The 19,589-nt window shown below is 34.8% G+C and carries 15 protein-coding genes; 4 read left to right on the forward strand and 11 right to left on the reverse strand.

All coding sequences use genetic code 11. The features are described from left to right. Positions 1–13: 13 nt before the first annotated feature. Together acs and IPM51_13070 are read right to left on the reverse strand one after the other, a co-directional pair. Complete coding sequence (gene acs / locus IPM51_13065; protein ID MBK9285224.1) at positions 14–1,903, reverse strand: acetate--CoA ligase; 1,890 nt, start codon at positions 1,901–1,903, stop codon at positions 14–16. Between the two features lie 7 nt (positions 1,904–1,910). Continuing rightward, positions 1,911–4,052 (reverse strand): tetratricopeptide repeat protein, encoded by a 2,142-nt coding sequence (locus IPM51_13070; GenBank protein ID MBK9285225.1) that lies wholly within the window; start codon positions 4,050–4,052, stop codon positions 1,911–1,913. Positions 4,053–4,167: 115 nt separating this feature from the next. Between IPM51_13070 and IPM51_13075 the strand changes: the two genes are divergently transcribed. After that, positions 4,168–5,172, forward strand: coding sequence for an OmpA family protein (locus tag IPM51_13075; protein MBK9285226.1), 1,005 nt, complete (start codon positions 4,168–4,170; stop codon positions 5,170–5,172). Positions 5,173–5,180: 8 nt separating this feature from the next. Further along, the gene (mscL, locus tag IPM51_13080; GenBank protein ID MBK9285227.1) at positions 5,181–5,567 is read left to right on the forward strand and encodes a large conductance mechanosensitive channel protein MscL; all 387 of its coding nucleotides are present in this window, start codon (positions 5,181–5,183) and stop codon (positions 5,565–5,567) included. Here the strand turns inward: mscL and lysS are convergent. From lysS to mfd, 9 genes are all read right to left on the reverse strand, one after another. Continuing rightward, complete coding sequence (gene lysS / locus IPM51_13085) at positions 5,564–7,096, reverse strand: lysine--tRNA ligase (GenBank protein ID MBK9285228.1); 1,533 nt, start codon at positions 7,094–7,096, stop codon at positions 5,564–5,566. The genes mscL and lysS overlap by 4 nt on opposite strands. 95 nt (positions 7,097–7,191) lie before the next feature. After that, positions 7,192–8,319, reverse strand: a complete 1,128-nt coding sequence (locus IPM51_13090; GenBank protein MBK9285229.1) for a DNA polymerase III subunit delta — start codon at positions 8,317–8,319, stop codon at positions 7,192–7,194. Beyond that, positions 8,319–8,885 (reverse strand): aminoacyl-tRNA hydrolase, encoded by a 567-nt coding sequence (locus IPM51_13095; GenBank protein ID MBK9285230.1) that lies wholly within the window; start codon positions 8,883–8,885, stop codon positions 8,319–8,321. Before IPM51_13095 ends, IPM51_13090 begins: the two co-directional genes overlap by 1 nt. A gap of 31 nt (positions 8,886–8,916) precedes the next feature. After that, positions 8,917–9,354: an SET domain-containing protein gene (locus tag IPM51_13100; protein MBK9285231.1), complete on the reverse strand. Its 438-nt coding sequence runs from the start codon at positions 9,352–9,354 to the stop codon at positions 8,917–8,919. A gap of 50 nt (positions 9,355–9,404) precedes the next feature. Beyond that, entirely contained in the window at positions 9,405–10,145 is a 741-nt protein-coding gene (locus IPM51_13105) for an ABC transporter ATP-binding protein (GenBank protein ID MBK9285232.1), read from the reverse strand. Continuing rightward, on the reverse strand, positions 10,146–11,108 hold the full coding sequence (locus tag IPM51_13110) for an iron ABC transporter permease (GenBank protein ID MBK9285233.1): 963 nt from the start codon (positions 11,106–11,108) through the stop codon (positions 10,146–10,148). Continuing rightward, complete coding sequence (locus IPM51_13115; protein ID MBK9285234.1) at positions 11,105–12,262, reverse strand: ABC transporter substrate-binding protein; 1,158 nt, start codon at positions 12,260–12,262, stop codon at positions 11,105–11,107. The genes IPM51_13110 and IPM51_13115 overlap by 4 nt, the downstream gene beginning before the upstream one ends. Next, positions 12,255–13,226 carry an ATP-binding protein gene (locus tag IPM51_13120; GenBank protein MBK9285235.1) on the reverse strand — a complete coding sequence of 324 codons (972 nt, stop codon included), beginning with the start codon at positions 13,224–13,226 and terminating at the stop codon, positions 12,255–12,257. The genes IPM51_13115 and IPM51_13120 overlap by 8 nt, the downstream gene beginning before the upstream one ends. Beyond that, positions 13,219–16,596, reverse strand: coding sequence for a transcription-repair coupling factor (gene mfd, locus IPM51_13125; protein MBK9285236.1), 3,378 nt, complete (start codon positions 16,594–16,596; stop codon positions 13,219–13,221). The genes IPM51_13120 and mfd overlap by 8 nt, the downstream gene beginning before the upstream one ends. Before the next feature lie 177 nt (positions 16,597–16,773). Here mfd and IPM51_13130 point away from each other — a divergent pair, with 177 nt between their 5' ends. Both IPM51_13130 and IPM51_13135 read left to right on the forward strand, forming a co-directional pair. Then, positions 16,774–17,520: a T9SS type A sorting domain-containing protein gene (locus IPM51_13130; GenBank protein ID MBK9285237.1), complete on the forward strand. Its 747-nt coding sequence runs from the start codon at positions 16,774–16,776 to the stop codon at positions 17,518–17,520. A gap of 16 nt (positions 17,521–17,536) precedes the next feature. Continuing rightward, positions 17,537–19,480: a T9SS type A sorting domain-containing protein gene (locus IPM51_13135; protein ID MBK9285238.1), complete on the forward strand. Its 1,944-nt coding sequence runs from the start codon at positions 17,537–17,539 to the stop codon at positions 19,478–19,480. Positions 19,481–19,589 lie beyond the last annotated feature (109 nt).

Raw genomic sequence — 19,589 nt, forward strand, 5'->3', positions numbered from 1 at the left:
AAATTATTTTTCTTTATAACCTATCCTTCACTATGGCTTCCACCACCAATGGGTCGAGTAGTGTAGAAACGTCGCCCAACTGATGAATTTCACCCTCCGCTATCTTACGTAAAATTCGTCTCATAATTTTCCCGCTTCTTGTTTTAGGCAAGCCACTTACAATTTGAATTTTATCTGGCTTGGCTATAGGACCAATTATTTTAGTAACTAACTCCAATATTTCTTTCCTCATATTTTCTACCGGTACATTTGCATCCAACGCTATGCAATAGGCATAAATTCCCTGACCTTTAATTTCATGTGGATATCCCACCACTGCAGACTCTACAATGTTAGGGTGTTCATTTATTGCACTTTCCACTTCCGCTGTACCGATACGATGACCACTTACATTGATTACATCATCTACTCTTCCTGTAATTCGGTAATATCCATCCTTATCTCTTTTACATCCATCACCGGTAAAATATAAATTCGGGTACGTTGCAAAATAAGTTTGTCTACAGCGTTCATGATCGCCGTAGGTAGTTCTAATTATAGAAGGCCAAGGAAACTTAATACATAAATTTCCTTCCACCTCATTACCTAAAATTTCATTTCCCTTATCATCCACCAAAAGGGGTTGAATGCCCGGCAAAGGTAAAGTAGCAAAACCGGGTTTTATTTTTGTGATATTTGCCAATGGAGAAATTAATATTCCTCCAGTTTCTGTTTGCCACCAGGTATCCACTATTGGGCATTTTTCTTTTCCTATATTTTTAAAATACCATTGCCAGGCTTCTTCATTAATTGGCTCCCCTACACTCCCTAAAACTTGTAAAGAATCCAAACGGTATGGACTCACATAATCCAATCCGGCGGCTTCCAAAGCCCGAATAGCTGTGGGCGCTGTATAAAAAACATTTACTTTATATTTATCTACCACATTCCAGAATCGGCCCGCATCAGGATAATTTGGAACTCCTTCAAATAACACAGAAGTTGCTCCGCACAATAGCGGACCGTAAGTAATATAAGAATGTCCGGTAATCCAACCCACATCAGCAGTGCACCAGTAAATTTGGTTGCTTTGATACTGAAATACATTTAAAAAAGTATAAGCAGTATAAACCATATATCCACCGCTTGAATGCACAACACCTTTAGGTTTACCTGTACTACCTGATGTGTAAAGAATAAATAAAGGATCTTCGCTATCCATTTCAACGGGGTTACAAGTGCTTTTTTGTTTAATTACTTCAGTATCCCAATCTAAATCCCTTCCCTTTACCATTTCTACTTTTTCATGCGTCCGTTTTTTCACTATCACATGATTAACCGAAGAGCAATTTTTTAAAGCTTCGTCTACCGTACTTTTCATTGGAATTTGTTTTGCCCCTCGAAATGCACCATCACTAGTTAAAACAAGTTTACAAGAACTATCATTAATTCTGTCAGTTAACGATTGTGAGCTAAAACCTCCGAATACAACGGAATGCACAGCGCCAATTCGAGCACATGCCAACAATGCATAAATAGCTTCAGGTATCATTGGTAAATAAATACATATACGATCACCTTTTTTAATTTCCAATTCCAACAGCAGATTTGCTAATTTACAAACCTCATCATGCAATGTTTGATAAGTTATTATTTGCGGATTGCTATTTATTTCATTGGCTTCAAAAATAAACGCTGTGTCTTTTGCTCTTGCAGGCAAGTGGCGGTCTATACAATTTTCGGTAATATTTAATTTCCCGTTGATAAACCACTTAATATCCGGTGATTTAAAATTCCACTCCAACACTTTGGTCCATTTCTTTTTCCAAACAAAGTGTTGAGCTATTTCCCCCCAAAACTTTTCCGGCTTTTCTACGCTTTTTTGGTAAGCAGTTTGGTATTCCTCTAATGTGTTAATTTTCATATCCTCGTTATAATCGTATTCCAACCACAAGTACATCATCAATTTGAGCTAAATTTTTTCTCCAATTATGAAACTCATCATTTAATAATTTACATTGCTCTTTGGTATCCTTGTCTGAAATAGAAGTTAAAAATTTATTAAAGTTTGAAAGCATATATTTCTTTCCGCGATTTTTATTTCCCGTTAAATTCTCACCGCCAAATTGATCCGCAAATCCATCAGTATACAAATACAAAACATCTCCCTTTTCGTACTTAACCGTTTGTAAAGTGAATTGTTTGGAAACATGAGTTAACCCCACATGCATTTTATCAACAGGAAGTTTTTTAGCTATGCCTTTGCTTACCAGAAGGGGAGCATTATTAGCAGCAACATAATTAATTTGATGATTTTTCTCATCAATACAAATTAATATCCCATCCATACCGTCTTGCTGCCCCTCATTACCAATACTTTCAATAAGTCGTTTTCTAACATATTCAAAAACCAAATGAGGCGCATGAATATTTCTTTCCTTTAAAGCTTCACTTAATAATCCAATATTCAGTAAACTCATAAATGCGCCCGGAACCCCATGGCCTGTGCAGTCACAAACTGCCAAATAATTCAATTTGTTTGCGCTATTTTCATCTACTTTTACTTCTGCAGTCCAATAAAAATCGCCGGCCACTATATCTTTTGGTAAATAAAGTACAAAATGATTGGGGAAAGATTTTTTCAATTTTTCATCTCCCGGCAACAAAGCTTGTTGTAATTTTTTAGCATAAGTAATTGAATCAATAATTTCCATCTGTTTTTCATCTACCAGCTTTTTTTGATTTTCAATAATAATATGGTCTCTTTTTTTATCCAAATAAGCTTTAAATGAAAATATTAAAAGTATAAAAACCACCGCTCCGGCTCCAACACTTATCCAAATAATAATTCGCTGCCCTCTAATTCTTTCTTCAGTTATTATATTCTTTCTGAGTTGTTCTTCCCTAATTTTAGTTTCTCTTTCAGCAAATTCAGCCGATAACTCTTGATTAACCAATTCCGCTGAAAATTTTTCGAAATTGAAACTATCATTGTATTGAATATTTAAATTCTTGTATTCTAAAGCCGACTTAAAATCTCCTTTTGCTATGCACAAATCGCTGTAAACATTGTATGCAATTGCATATTTTGAAGGGCTCTTTTCTTGTTTAAGTAATTCTAAACATGCGTCTAATTTTTGATTAGCTTTATTATATTCTTTTGCTTTTATATAGATTTTGGCTAAGACAATCTTAGCATCAATAACATTTATCCAATCTTTAGAGTTAAGACTATTTTCAAGCGCGTTTGAAACATAATATTGAGCGCTATCTAAAATATTGTCCTCATAAAAATAAGATCCAATTTCGACTTGTATCGAGCCCATGCCACGAATATCATTTATCGATTTCCAATAAAACAATGATTTATGGTAGTAATGGAGCGCCTCTTTAGTTTTATTCATTTTTTCATAAACCCGGCCAATATTTCCATAGGCTCCGGCTAGCCCAAAACCATTATTTGCCGGTTCGAAATACAACAAAGTCTGTTGATAATAATTAAGTGCCTCTTCATAATTTTCCTGGTAATAGTAAACATTTCCAATATTATTCAATGATGGGGCTATTTCATTGCCTACGCCCAATGCCTTACGTAACTTAAGTGATTCTTGATAGTATTTCAGAGACATTTTGTAATTCTCTTGCTTCATATAAATTATTCCAATATTATTTTTAGCTCTTGACAAACTTTTATTATCGCCAATCTCAATTGCCATATCAGAAGCTTTATTTAAATAATCAAATGCTGATAAATAATTACTTTTATTCATATGACCCGTGCCCAGTACCAGGTAAGCCCGTATAATTCCATTTTGGTTGTTCATTCTTTGATAAACTAAAAGTGCTTTCTCGGCATATTGAATAGCTCTTTCCGGGTCGGTTCTCCTGAAATTATTAGATAACTCAACGTATATATCAGCTTTTAAGGTATCGCTATTGGCATTATTTAAGGATTGCAATAACGAGTCTATTATCACATCGGTTTTATTGTTTTGAGACAACAAAAAGCAGTTTGTAGCAAAGAGGAAAAGTATTAAAGAAGCACTTATTTTTATTTTACGATTGATACCCATCACATTATGGTAGCCTTAAACTACCCTCAAATGTACTGATTTTGTAAACATTTTATAGTTCAAAACCCTTTCATAATGTATCATAAGCTGAAACTTATTCGCATTAATTTTAAACATGATGAAAAATTATTTTGCCATTGGAATATTAAGCTTTTTAATTGCTTTTGCCTGCGTGCCGGCTCGACAATTAGAAGAAAGCAAAGCCAAACAAAAAGCTTGCGAAACCGAATTGGCCGATATTAAAAAGAAAGCTCAGGAAACAGAAGCTCAATTGGCTGAGTTAAAAGAAAAATTTACCCGTTATGAAAAAGAAAATGACGGTTTAAAACGTGATACCAATATTGTAGGGAGTAACTACCGAAACCTCACCGGAAAATACGATAAATTGGATCAGTTAAACCAATCATTAATGGACCGCTTAAATAAATTATTGGCTGGAAGCGCAAGCGATAATGCTAAACTGAGCGGAGATTTGCAATTAACCAAAGAGGCCCTATTGAGAAAAGAAGATGAGTTAAAAGGATTGGAATTGCGGTTAAATAAGCAAAAAGCTGAATTGGATGAACTAAGCACTGCGCTGAAACAAAGAGAAAAAAGAGTGAACGAATTGGAAGACATTTTGAAGAAAAAAGATCAGGCAGCTGCTGATTTAAGAAAAAAATTGAGCGATGCCTTATTAGGATTTGAAAATAAAGGATTAACGATTACGCAAAAAAACGGGAAAGTATATGTGAGCCTGGATGAAAGCTTATTGTTTGCCAGCGGAAAAACAAATGTAGAGGCCCGAGGCGTTGAGGCCCTGAGAAATGTGGCCAAAGTGCTTGAATCCAATACGGATATTAACATTATGGTTGAGGGACATACCGATGACGTGCCCATGAAAGGTGCAGGCGAAATAAAAGACAATTGGGATTTAAGTGTAATGCGTGCAACCTCAGTAACAAAAATTATATTAGGAGGTGCGAAAATTGACGGCGAAAGAATTACCTCAGCAGGAAGAGGAGAGCATTTTCCGCTTGATGCTTCGAAAACGGCTGAAGCAAGAAAGAAAAACAGAAGAACAGAAATTATTCTTACCCCTAAATTGGATGAATTATTAAAGGTTTTAGAAACTAACTAAAAAGAATTATGGGATTTTTATCAGAATTTAAATCGTTTGCGATTAAAGGAAACGTAATTGACTTAGCCATTGGTGTTGTTATAGGTGGCGCATTTAGTAAAATTATCGGATCATTAGTGGATGACATTATTACACCTGCGGTTTTAAAACCCGCCTTATCAGCAGCCAACCTAACCAATTTGGCAGAACTTACCATTCCGGGAACAGCCATTAAATACGGAAATTTTTTATCCACTTTAATTTCATTTATTATTGTGGCCATTGCTTTATTTATGGTAGTAAAGGGAATTAATGCCGCCAAGAAAAAGGAAGATGCAAAGCCTGCTCCCGTTCCTGAACCAACAGTTACCGAAAAACTTTTAACAGAAATAAGAGATTCGCTTAAAAAATCCTAAGCAGGATTTTCAACGCTAGTAACTTCCGGTCGCATTTGAGGGAAAAACAATACTTCCTGAATGGCCACATTATTTGTGAGCAACATCGTTAAACGATCAATGCCAATGCCTATACCTGCCGTAGGCGGCATGCCATATTCCAATGCGCGTAAAAAATCATGATCTATAAACATAGCCTCATCATCGCCGCGCTCTTGTAATTTTAATTGCTCTTCAAAACGTTCGCGTTGATCAATAGGGTCGTTTAACTCACTATACGCATTTGCAATTTCTTTTCCGTTTATCATCAACTCAAATCGCTCAACTAAGCCGGCTGTGGTACGATGTTTTTTGGTGAGCGGACTCATTTCAACCGGGTAATCCGTTATGAATGTAGGTTGTATATAATGTCCTTCACATTTTTCACCAAAAATCTCATCAATTAATTTTCCTTTTCCCATACTGGCCTCGGTATGAATATTTAATTTTTTACACACTTCTCTTAATCCAGCCTCATCCATTCCACTAATATCAAAACCGGTATGCTCTTGAATAGCTTCAAACATAGTAACGCGTTTAAACGGCGCTTTAAAATCAATTTTCTTTTCACCAATAGTTACTTCTGTTTGGCCATAAAGATCCATGGCTACTTTTTCCAGCAATTCCTCTGCAAACTTCATCATCCAGTTATAATCTTTATACGCCACATAAAACTCAAGCACAGTAAACTCAGGATTATGTGTTCGGTCCATCCCTTCATTTCTAAAATCTTTTGAAAATTCATAAACCCCTTCAAATCCACCCACAATCAATCTTTTCAAATAAAGTTCGTTAGCGATACGTAAATACAAAGGAATATTTAAAGCATTATGATGCGTAATAAAGGGGCGTGCCGTTGCACCACCCGGAATACTTTGCAAAACCGGAGTTTCTACCTCTAATAATCCGGCATTATTTAGCGTATTGCGAATTGAATTCATCAATTGAGTTCTTTTCTTAAAGGTATCGCGTACATGCGGATTAATAATTAAATCCACATAACGTTGGCGGTATCTGAACTCAGGATCACTCACCTCATCAAATGAATTTCCACTATCATCCGTTTTTACAATGGGTAGTGGCTTTAAGGATTTACATAAAATCTTTAGGCTGGTAACATGCAAAGAAATTTCGCCTGTTTTAGTGGTGAACACATAACCTTGCACACCAATAATATCTCCTATATCAATTAATTTTTTCCAAACCACATCATACAAACTTTTATCTTCACCCGGACAAATATCATCCTTACGCACATAAATTTGAAGGCGCCCTCCTCCATCTTGAATCACCGCAAAACAAGCCTTGCCCATATCGCGAATGCTCATTAATCTGCCGGCAATAGAAATATCTTTGTAATTTAATTTATCTCTTTCGTAATTTTCTTTAATATCCGCGGCATTAGCATTCACCTTAAATTCCTCGGCGGGGTAAGCATCAATACCCATGGCGGTTAATTCTTTTAGTTTAGACCTTCTAAGTTCTTCTTGTTCGCTTAATTGAATTGACATTTTTTTTTAATTGAGGATTTAAAATTACAATTTTAATGGAAATGAAGGGTAAGAGTTGAAAAAACAGGGGATTTGTTTAAACAATCATTGGCGTGTTATTTCTTATTGATCAACTCATTGGTTTTTAAAAGCAAATCCATAAACAAAATTTTAGGATTGGCGTTTCTTTCAATATAGTAATAATTGCTGTTAAATTCCTCTACCAATTGCTCGTAGTTTTTTTGATTGATAAAGGGGGCAAATTTTTCGAGAAATTGTTTTTCCTGACCACTGATGCGTACTAAAGACTGATCTCCGAAATTGAACATGAGGCTGTCTCTGAATATTTCAAGCGCATACTGAATGAACTGCTTTTGTTTTTCTCTTCCAATTTTTGCATTCACTTCAATCCAATCCAAAGCTTTGGCTGCATCAAAGCGTAAAGCCAGGCGCATAAATTCCTGAAAATTGGATAAAAAAGATACATTTTCATCTTGATGTTGCAAGAGGGCTATGGCCTCACCAAAATTACCATTGGCTAATAAGGCAATTTGCTGCGCAATTTCTTGTGTGCTATTATATCGTTGCCTTAGTCCATTTGCAATTTCCTCATCGGTACAACTGTAAAAAGGAATTTGTTGAACACGAGATAAAATAGTTGGTAAAAGTTGCTCAGGCGCCGAACTGGTTAGAATAAATATTGTTTTTTCAGAAGGTTCTTCCAGCACTTTTAATAATTTATTGGCACACTCGGCATTCATTTTTTCACTTAACCAGATTAATGCAATTTTATACTTGCCTTCATAACTGGTGAAACTCAGTTTCCGTAAAATATTAGCCGATTCTTCTGCCGGAATAACCGGTTGCTTGTTTTCTGATTTAATTTCATTAAACCAATCATTTAAATTTAAATAAGGTTGGTGCAACACCGAATCGCGAAAATCTGCCAGTAAATCATCGCAAGATTTTATTCCTTCGGTTTTTGAAAGATAAATCGGAAAAGACAAATGTAAATCGGGGTGAGCCAACTTACTTACTTTTTGACAAGAAGGACAAGTGCCACATGAATCATTTGCTTGTTGATTGGAGCAAAGTAAATACTGGGCAAAGGCAATGGCTGCCGGCAATTCACCACTACCTTGCTTACCGGTTAACATTAAGGCGTGCGGAACCCTACCCTCCCTCACCATATTTATTAAGCGAGTTTTTGCTTCCTGTTGACCTATAATATCTTTAAAAAACATTATTTCACGTTATAAATATTCATACTTCTCTGCAAACCAATAAAGGCAAAATCCTTTACTGCGTCAGCCGCAATTTTTATTCTTTCATCCAGTGTTTTTAATTCTTCTTTTCCCCACTTCCCTAAAACATAATCTACTTGCCCGCCTTTGCCAAATTCGTTGGCAATCCCAAATCGAAGTCGGGGATACGCTGTTGTATTTAATGTTTCCTGAATATTTTTTAAACCGTTATGACCCCCGTCGCTTCCTTTAGGACCGATTCTTATTTTTCCAAATGGCAAGGCTAACTCATCAACCAAAACCAACATGTTTTCTGTTTTAATTTTTTCTTCCTGGAGCCAGTAATTAACCGCTTTACCACTTAAATTCATAAAAGTTGTAGGTTTAATTAGCATCAAGGTTTTACCTTTATGTTTAACTAAAGCCACATCTGCTAATCGCTCCGAATTAAATTTAACTTTAGCCTCATTAGCAATTTGATCAGCAATTTTAAAACCAATATTATGACGGGTTTCGGCGTATTCTTCGCCAATGTTTCCCAGACCGACTATTAAGAATTTGCTCATCTAAATCAGCCCTTAAGTTATAAAAAGAAAATTAAAGCGCAGGCTCAAAACCGTGCTTGATATTGTATCGAACAGAATCCCAGTATTCTTTTGTGTAATCTACAAATATTTCTTCGCCGGCTTCAATGTTTCGGGTAGCCACAATAAAGCACTTATTATTATGCACTTCGTAAACACAATTATTTCTCAATCCCTTTACCCGAACAAGACCCGAAGCATCGTTAGCGTATCTGGCAATATGTTTCGGTGTAGGATAAGCATCAATGCAATGTTTGTTATTTACGAAAAATAAATACCCATCGCGGTTTTCTTTAACGCGAATGCTATATTCTTTCCAATTAATAATTTCACCTTTGTATTCGATTACGGCCTCGCCTTTTTTAATGGCTTGTTTAGTAAATAATCCTTTTCCGGCTTTAGGCAAACGAGATCTTTTAACTTGAAGTTGACTTTTTGGGAGAGTTTTCATAATAGCGATGCAAAAATAAAAATATTTCACACGCAACAACAATTTATTTTTCAGATATACCCACCGGATACTTCTTTAAAATATTTGTGATTCATCGCTTCATTCACCGGAATTAGCTGTGCCGTTGAATTATGGAGTATTAAAACGTTTGTGCAATACTTTAAAATCAGATCAAGTTCATGCGAACTAAATAAAATACACTTTTGTTGAATTACACATAAATCCCGTAAATGTTTAAATAAATCGTGTTTGGCACCATAATCCAAAAAAGCGGCCGGTTCATCTAAAAGCATAATTGATGTTTGTTGGGCCATGCAACGGGCTATCATGGTTTTTTGATATAGTCCATCGCTTAATTCTTCCAACAATTTACTTTTATGTTCTTCCAATCCCAAATGCTTAACACAATTATCAACAATTTCATTATCGGTACCGGTTAATTTCCCAAACATATTCGTAAATGGAATTCTTCCCATTCGCACAACATCTAAACAAGTTAAATTAAATCCGGAATTACGTTCAGTTAATACAACAGACACTAATTTAGATCTTTCATTTACATCTAATGAATAAATATTTTGACTATAAACTTCTACCTCTCCGGTTAATGCCTTATGTAATCCGCAAACACTTTTAATAAATGTGCTTTTACCACTACCATTTAAGCCAATAATTCCGGTAAGCTCACCCTTATTCAAAATTAGATTAACATCCTTTAAAACAAAATAATCTGAGCGAGATCGATAACCAAAACCCGCCTGTTTTATTGATATGACACTTTCATTTTTCATCTAAATATTTTTACTTTTTAATAATAAATAAATAACAAAAGGAGCTCCTAAGAGTGTGGTTATCATATTTATTGGAAATGTAAAATCGGGGAATAAATGACAAATGACATCAGAAAATAAAACAAGCGTTGCCCCAATAATAATTGAAGCCGAAATTTGAATACTTTGGTTAGCTGTTTTAAAAACAATTCTTGCTATTAATGGAACAGAAATCCCTACAAAGGCTATTGGACCGCAAAAAGCTGTAGTTATTCCGGTAAGCGCAGAGGAAATAAATATAAGTCCGAATCGTTTTTTTGCATAATTAATTCCGGAGGCAACCGTATAATTTTGTCCCATTAAAAAAGCTTGCAAAGGTTTTGCATATAAAAAAACACTAAATATGAAAAAGGAACTTAGGGAAAAAAACAAAATGGAATCGAGCAAAGTTGTATCCGATAAAGAACCCAGGCTCCACATCACAAAACTTTTAAGTTCTCCCGGATTTGCAAAATAAGACAATCCGCCTTGAAAGGCACCGCAAAAATGTGCAATCATAATTCCGATTAATAATAAAATTACATTTCGATTTATTTTTTTTGCGAGTATTAATATAACCAGCATAATGGCTAAACTCCCTAAAACAGAAGCAAGAAGAATAATACTTTTACTACCAATTTGACTTTGTACCAAACCAAAAGCGGTTCCTCCCATGGTAATCAAAGCAACTGCTAATGAAGCGCCTGAACTTATTCCTAGCACATAAGGTCCGGCTAAAGGATTTCGAAAAATGATTTGAAGAATTAAACCTGCAACAGCAAGTGAAGCACCGGCAGCAAATGCGGTAATGGATTTAGGTAATCGTATAGCATAAAAAATATATTCATTTAATTCTGCCGTGCCCCCAAAAAATAAACTTAGCCCAATTGTTAAGAAGAGAGCGGCCACTATAATTATATATTTTACAAGAATCCCTTCTTTCATTCCGGTACTTTTTTATAATAATTTAATTCTGCCTGTATTGAATCTTGTAAAGCAGGATGAAATATTTGAATTAAATCGCTTAATATTTTATCCGGATAAACTATTCCACTTTCCCAGTAATCGCTATAACCTGATGAATTGAGGTGTAAAGTATTATTAAATAAATTACTTTTTTGGAAAGCTTTAAAATCGGCGTATCTTTTATCTTGATTTATTAAATCTTTTTTAGTTTGAATAAATGCCAGGTTTATCCAAAAATCAGCTTGTTGAGATTTAGATATTACTTCTTCAAATCCCAAAGGTAAACTACCCGATTTCTCATTCTCACTCCAGGCGTACTTAGCCCCTGCGTCCTGAAGCAATGTAGCCATACCGCTTTTTCCGCCCGGCACATACCATAATTCTCCCGTTTTAACTTCAGTTAATACTAAGGGCTTATTTTGTTGCTGTGATGCAATATTTTTATAGGCTAAATATTTTTCTTCCGTTTTTTGAAAAATAGAATCGGCCAAATGCTCAGCGTTTGTAAAGAAGGCAAAAAACTTAATCCATTCTGCTCTGGCCAGTGGGTGTTTTTCTAAATGATCAAAAACAAATACCTGCTCAATTTCCAAATTACGCAGTTTGGAATCAAATTCAGGTTTTTGCATGCCAAAATCAAATACAATTTGCGGTTTTAATTGAATGGTTTTTTCTAAATCCAGTTTTGGTCCTTTAGCCAATTCGGTTAATTCGCCTTGCTTGTATTTGTAAATAATATCTGGATTATTGTAATAATCAATATTTTCAATGCCAACTAATTTATCAATTTGGTTCAATTCGGTAAGCATTAAGCTATATACACAACTTAATGAAACAATTTTTTGAAGTGGTGAATTAAAAATATAATTATTTTTTTTGGTATTTAGTCGGCAACTGCTGTCTTTTAATAAATAGTATACCCCAATTGTATCTTCTCTGCTTTCATCATCATACACATAAACTACTTTTAGAAATTTGTTTTCGGCAAATGAAAAAAGTTTCGCGTATTTAAGCTGATTAGAGTTTAAAAGATTTACCGTACAAGCCTTTGTCTCTTGACTGTTTTTTAGCTCATTATTACAAGCATAAAATAAAACGCATACAAAGGCCGAGTATTTTAAATATTTATGCATTCAATTGTATTTCAAAAATACTTCCCTTGGGCTTATTATCCATAATTTGAATAATACCATTGTGATTTTGAACTATAAATTTGGTAATATAAAGACCTAAACCTGTTCCCTTGCTTTCTCGTGTTTCTTCATTTCCGCTTCTGTAAAACCGATCAAATACTTTTTTCTTTTCTTCATCACTAATTCCGATACCGTTATCCTTAATTTGTAAAATCACGTTTTCTTTTTCTTTCTTTAAAACAAACTGAATGTTTATTTGTTCTTTCGAATATTTTATGGCATTACTGATTAGATTAATCAGAACAGAAGGAAAAGCCTGTTTATCTACCTCAACAAAAATATCCTTTTGCAAATCAAACTTTAATTCACCTCTATTTATTTCTTTACCAAAATATCGAATGCAAACTTCAACTATTAATTCACTTAAATTAATCTTTTCAGGTTTAAAAGTAAACAGGCCTGAATCGAGTTGATTGGCGAATAATAAATTTTCAATTAATGAATTCAATCGATCGGTTTCGTTTAAGGCACTTCGGATTAAGTCCTTTTGTTGCTCAATTTCTAACTGGTGTTTTAATAGAGTTTGAAGTTGAAGTTTAGTTGCCGCCAACGGTGTTTTAAATTCATGTGTAACGCTTAAGAAAAAATTTCTTTGCTGAAAAGCGAGCTGTTGTTCTTTATCTACCGCTTGTTTGATTTTATAAACCCCAATAAGCAAAAGAAGTAAAAAAACCGTGCCTTCACCTACTATCATAATAATCTGCTTGTTTTTCTTAGCATGTAATTGCGTTAATTCAGTTTTTATCTGATCGCTATTGGTTGTTGAAAGCTCAATTAATTTTTGTTTAAGGTCGGTGATTTCATTTGTTTTTCTGACAAACATAATTTCCCATGCCATAAATTGAAGGATGATATATCCAAAAACAACAATCAAAATGATTATATAGCGTTTATTCTTATTCACTTTTAAATTCTAATGAAGTTAATTCGGAAATTCTGTCTAATATTTCAATTGTTCTTTTCACCGAAGATACATCTTCTATGATTAACCATAAACGATTATTTTGTTCTTTAACTTTACAAAGTGACGGGTTCTTTTGTGCAAATTGCAGGGCCGCGGTAAAGATTGGCGTATTAAAATACTCGCTATTTTGTTTACTTAAAAAATACGTGAGCATTTTATTGTTTTTCAAAACTACTTTTTCAAATCCTAGCTTCATGGCCAACCAACGTATTCGAACCACATTAATTAATTCTTTGGTTTCCGGAGGAATGGGTCCAAACCTATCTCGAATTGAAGTTTCAAATTGCAACAAATCTTGCTCATTCATAATATTATCCAGTTCTCGGTACAACACCAATCTTTCGGTTGTACTTGAAACATAAGCATCCGGAATAAGTAATTGAAAATCTGTTTCAATAATTGTTTCCTTTACAAATTGGCGAGAGAATACTCCGGTATTATTCGTATTATCAGCTTCAGCAATTTCTTTAAACCAGTTTTCTTCCTTTAATTCTTCTATTGCCTCATTCAATACTTTCATGTATGTATCGAATCCCATTTCATTTATAAATCCGCTTTGTTCTCCGCCCAATAAATTTCCGGCACCGCGTATATCTAAATCGCGCATGGCTATTTGAAAACCGCTTCCTAAATCAGAAAAATCAACAATAGCCTTCAATCTTTTTCGGGCTTCGTCGGTTAATACCAATTGTGAAGGAGCCAATAAATAACAATAGGCTTTTTTATTACTTCTTCCTACTCGTCCTCGCATCTGATGCAAATCGCTTAATCCGAAGTTTTGGGCATCATTAATAATAATGGTATTTGCATTACTGATATCTAATCCGCTTTCAATAATGGTGGTAGCCACAAGCACATCATAATCGCCCTCCATAAAACCAAGCATAACTTCTTCCAAGTCTTCGCCTTTCATTTGTCCATGTCCGGTTACTACTTTTGCTTTTGGTACAAGCCGGCGAATGGTTCCTGCTATTACATCCAGATTTTGAATATTATTGTTTACGAAAAATACTTGGCCTCCCCGATTTAACTCGTAAGAAATGGCATCTCTAATTAATTCTTCATCAAATGAATGTAATTCGGTTTGAACAGGATAACGGTTCGCGGGTGGTGTTGAAATAACAGAAAGATCTCGCGCACCCATTAAACTAAACTGAAGTGTTCGCGGAATTGGCGTTGCCGTAAGAGTAAGTGTATCAATATTTGTTTTGAGTGTCTTTAATTTATCTTTTACACCTACGCCAAACTTTTGTTCCTCATCAATAATTAATAAACCTAAATCTTTAAATTTTATTTGTTTGGCGGCCAGTTTATGTGTTCCAATTATAATATCGATTTTGCCTTCTTGTAATTTCTTGAATATCTCAGTTTGTTGTTTAGCTGTTTTAAATCGACTGATGTACTCTACGTTTGCCGGCAAATTGGCTAAACGATCGCTAAATGTTTTGTAATGTTGATAGGCTAAAATGGTTGTTGGCACAAGAACTGCAACTTGTTTACTATCGCATACAGCTTTAAAGGCTGCCCGAATAGCAATTTCCGTTTTACCGAACCCTACATCTCCACAAATTAACCGATCCATTGGATTTGGTTTCTCCATATCTTTTTTTACTTCAGCTGAAACTTTTATTTGGTCGGGTGTATCTTCAAATAAAAAAGAGGCTTCCAGTTCGTGTTGTAAGTAATTATCGTGGGGAAATGCATGTCCGGGACGGGTTTTACGTTCGGCATATAATTTGATAAGATCAAATGCAATGGCTTTTACATTTTTCTTTGTCTTTTGTTTTAGTGCTGCCCAAGCGGCGCTGCCCAGTTTATTAATTTTGGGCACGGTGCCTTCTTTGCCACTGTATTTACTGATGCGGTGTAAAGAATGAATATTTACATATAAGGTGTCATTATCTTTAAAAAGTAACTTAACATTTTCCTGTGTTTTTCCATTAATATTTAATTTTTGAAGGCCTGCAAATCTTCCGATACCATGATCAATGTGTGTAACATAATCACCGGGTTGTAATAACAAAAGTTCTTTTAAGGTGAAAGCTTCGGCATTTTTATTTTTTGATTCTCGGAGTTTAAATCGATGGTATCTATCAAAGACTTCATGATCGGTGTAAACGGCAATTTTCAAGTGATGATCAATAAATCCTTGATGAATATTGAGTGGAACTTGTAAAATAATTGAATCTGCAGTTCGATGCTCTTTGGCCAGCAAATCATTAAAGATGCTGTTTAAGCGCTCAGCCTGTCGGTTGTTATGCGTAGTAAAATAATTGGTATAGCCCTTCGATTTATTTTCTTTCAGATTTTGCAGCAGCAAATCAAAGTTTTTGTGAAAAGAAGGTTGTGGTTGCTGATTAAAAATTAAGACTTGTTCATTACTATTTTCAGCGATTCCATAAACAATTTTTCGAAATTTTTCCAGGTCGTTTTGCAATTCTGCAGCATTTGCTATGAGTTCATTCGGAGGCAATTGTTGTATTTCGCCTGTATGTGATTGAAATATTTTTTGCGCGCTTGAATACTTATCTTCACAAACTTCTAAAAGCAATTTTTCATTTTCAATAAATAACAAACAATTTTCAGCGTTAAAATAATTTAAGGCAGTTACCCGATGTTCAGCAAACGAATCGTTTGAAAGGTTAGGTATTATAGTTATAAAATTAAAAGTTGCGTTTGAAAGCTGAGATACGGGATCAAAAGTTTTAATGGCTTCTATTTCGTTACCGAAAAGCTCAATACGGTATGGATATTCATTGGCAAAAGAAAAAATATCAATAATTCCACCCCGTACACTATATTGGCCGGGTTCAAAAACAAAATCTACGTGATTAAATTTAGATTCCATTAAAAATTCACTGATAAAATCAGGCGATAATTTTTCTCCAATTTTAACTTCAAGCGTGTTTTCTTTTAAGCGCTGTTTATGTGCTGTTTTTTCACAGATTGCTTGGGGATAAGTTACTAGTATTCCTTTAAAATTATCCCTAGCAATCAAATTCATGATTTCGGTACGTTCTTGAATAGATGCGTTGGTTGTTTTTTCCAAGGTGTAAGGCATTTTACTAGATTCCGGAAAAAATAGAATTTTTTCATTTGGCATTAACGATTCCAGGTCGTTTTGTAAATAGGCGGCACTTTCTTTATCGGAAGCGATAAGAATACAAGAATTCGAAAAATTTGAAAAGTAGGATGCTACAAAAAAGGCAAAAGAAGATCCATTAAATCCGCTGAGTTGTCGGATTTTTACAGTATCAAAATCTTTAAGATACGAATCAAAAACCCTGTTGGGCTTTGTTCCGGAAAACATAAGGCATCTAAAATAAAGATAAATTCAATTTAGATGAATAATAATTTTATCGTATTGTTTTTCAAACAGTTAATTAAAAACCATTTAAATTAAAATAAAACCTTTCAACGAACTTCCTACTTGCATCGTATTATTAAAACATTATATTTGTAGACCCGAGTTTAAAAGGATATAGAAATGAAAAAAATTTACTTATTACTATTTATTGCTTTTTCTTTAAAAGTTGTGCAGGCACAAACTATTTTAGAAATTAAAGATGAAGATAATGGAGGAGCCTTAGTAACCAATAGCCAAGTATTTACTGCTACGGTTGCTGCTTCAAGCACAAAAACCCACCATTTTCAAGTTAAAAACGTGAGCGCTTCCACAAAAACGGTTGGGATCAGAAGAACAGATAATACTTTAAATACAATTGGCGTTGGAGATAATGCAATTGCTTATTATTGTGTTGATACTTATTGCTATAGCGATGTAGTGACTACCACGGTGACGGTTTTATCTGCAGGACAATCGTTCAGTTTATTACCTAAACTCGATGAAGCAAGCGCACAAGGTGTTTCTAATATTGATTACGAGGTTTTTGATGCTAATAATACATCAGATGCTATTATTTTTCAGATTAAATATAATCCACCGGCTAGCCTTAAAGAAAGTAATTTCTCTTTTGCCCATGTAGGATCGGTTTACCCTAATCCATCTTCCGGAAATTCATTTATTCATGTAAATGCTTTGGTAGATTTAAACCAAGTGTCTGTAAAAATATTCAACACCCTTGGTGCTGTTCAAAGTGAAAAATTCATTCAAATCAATAAAGGAAAAAACACGGTTACTATCGATTCACAAAATTTTCAATCGGGCATTTATTTTGTTCAGATCGGAAATGACTCCAACAGAATTGTAAAAAAGTTCACAATTAATAACTAACAATAAACCAATAAAAATGAAAAAACAACTACTCGCAATTGCAGTATTGATTTCGGGATTGAGCCAAGCTCAAACTTGGACTCAGAATTTCAACTCTGCTGTGCCTCCAGGTCTGCCAGCAGGCTGGATGCAAAACAACGTTGATGGATTAACCACCTCAACTCAAGTGGCTTCTTATAATTTCGGTACAAATGCCGGTGTTACAAGAAACATTACTTCCGCATTCGGATTTCCCTCTACAAAAAGTATTTCTTTAATCACCACGTCCAGATATACCCCAGCAGGTACGTCAAATGATTGGGTAATTTCTCCTTCGTTCTCAGTTCCTGTTAACGCATGTTTTGCATGGGAAGCGGTTTCATTTGATGCAGTTTCAAAAAATGCATATGAGATTCGTATTTCAACGACAGGAACAACTGTATCAAACTTTACAGTAAATCCAGCTTTATTTTCAACTGCTGCTGAGGATGATTTATTAAATGGCAGTGTGAGTTCCCCTTGGGCTCAACATGGAGTTAGTTTGAATACCTATTCTAATCAAACTGTTTATTTAGCAGTTCATGAAATCTCAAACAACAAATGGCAATTAGCATTGGATAACTTTTCAGTAGTTGTACCTGCTAATGCAACAGAAGGTAACATGATTTCGGCTAGTGCAGGAAACCGTTACCGTGCAGGTGCAGGTTCACAAGCCATTTCAGGTTCATTAAAAGAATTAGGTTATGCAACTGCTACAACAGCAGTGGTTAATTACAACGTAAACAATGGTGCCGTTGTTACTGAAACTTTAAATGTGAATATTCCTTATTTCTCAACCGGTTCATTTACTTTTGGAACGAATGCCAGCTTATCTTTAGGAACCAATAACGTAAAAGTTTGGGTGAGCGCATTAAATGGTTCAAATGAGGTTGTAACTTCAAATGATACTGCTTATGCTACCGTTTTTGTAGCTTCTCAATCGGTAACTATCCATGCTTTAATTGAAGAATTTACTTCATCTACTTGTGGTCCTTGCGCTTCCTTAAACAGCACTTTCGATCCATTATTAGCTTCAAACGGTGTGAATACTGGAACTAATAATTTAAATGCTGTAAAATATCAAGTTAACTGGCCTTCTCCAGGGAATGATCCAAGTTATAACCCGGATGTATTAACCAGAAGAAATTATTATGGCGTTAATGCAGCTCCTACCGTTTTATTTAATGGTTCACCGGGATCCGGAAATCAAACTAATATTAACATAGCCAAAGCAATGCCTGGATTTGCAACAATTACTCCAACAATTACTATTACGGGTAATGCAATTACAGCAAACGCAACGATTACTCCATTTGTAAATATTCCATCTGCTACTCCAATTAAAGTATATCACGCAATTGTGCAGGAGAAATATAATTATCCAGGTGCGTCAACTTCGCAAAAGAACTATAGCCACGCCATGAGAGCTATGTACCCGGCTGCAGGAACAAACTTCACTCCTGCCGATGGTGTTGCTCAAACATTTACAACTAATCATACCGTAGCTTATGCTAACATTGGTGGAGCAACTCCTGCGCAAGGTTCTTCAAACTTCTGGTATAACACCGGAACATTTGCTTACGAGTATGTTGTTTGGATTCAAGACGTGGTAAATGATCAGGTATTGCAATCAGGTTCAGCTTTCACAAACACCATGAGTGTTGGTGTAGTTGAATTTAAAGACAATAACTCTATTGGCATCTACCCTAACCCTGCTAAAGATTATGCAGTTGTAGGTATTAAGTTAAACAACGCTTCTGCTGTTGACATTAACATTACTGATATCACCGGTAAATTAGTTTATTCTAATTTAGGTGCTCAGGTAGAAGAAGGTTCAAATGAAATCATGATTAATACATCTGAATTTGCAACCGGAACTTACCAGGTAACTGTTAAAACCAAAGAAGGTATTTTAACTGAAAAACTTGTGGTTGTTAAATAATACAATCTAAATTATCTAAAAAAAGCTGTTCCATGTGGGACAGCTTTTTTTATTGAGATTACCATTAAATCGGTATTACCACCATTCAAATAATTTCCTGATTCATTGA

Source organism: Sphingobacteriaceae bacterium (assembly GCA_016715905.1).
Taxonomy (GTDB): Bacteria; Bacteroidota; Bacteroidia; order B-17B0; family Aurantibacillaceae; genus Aurantibacillus.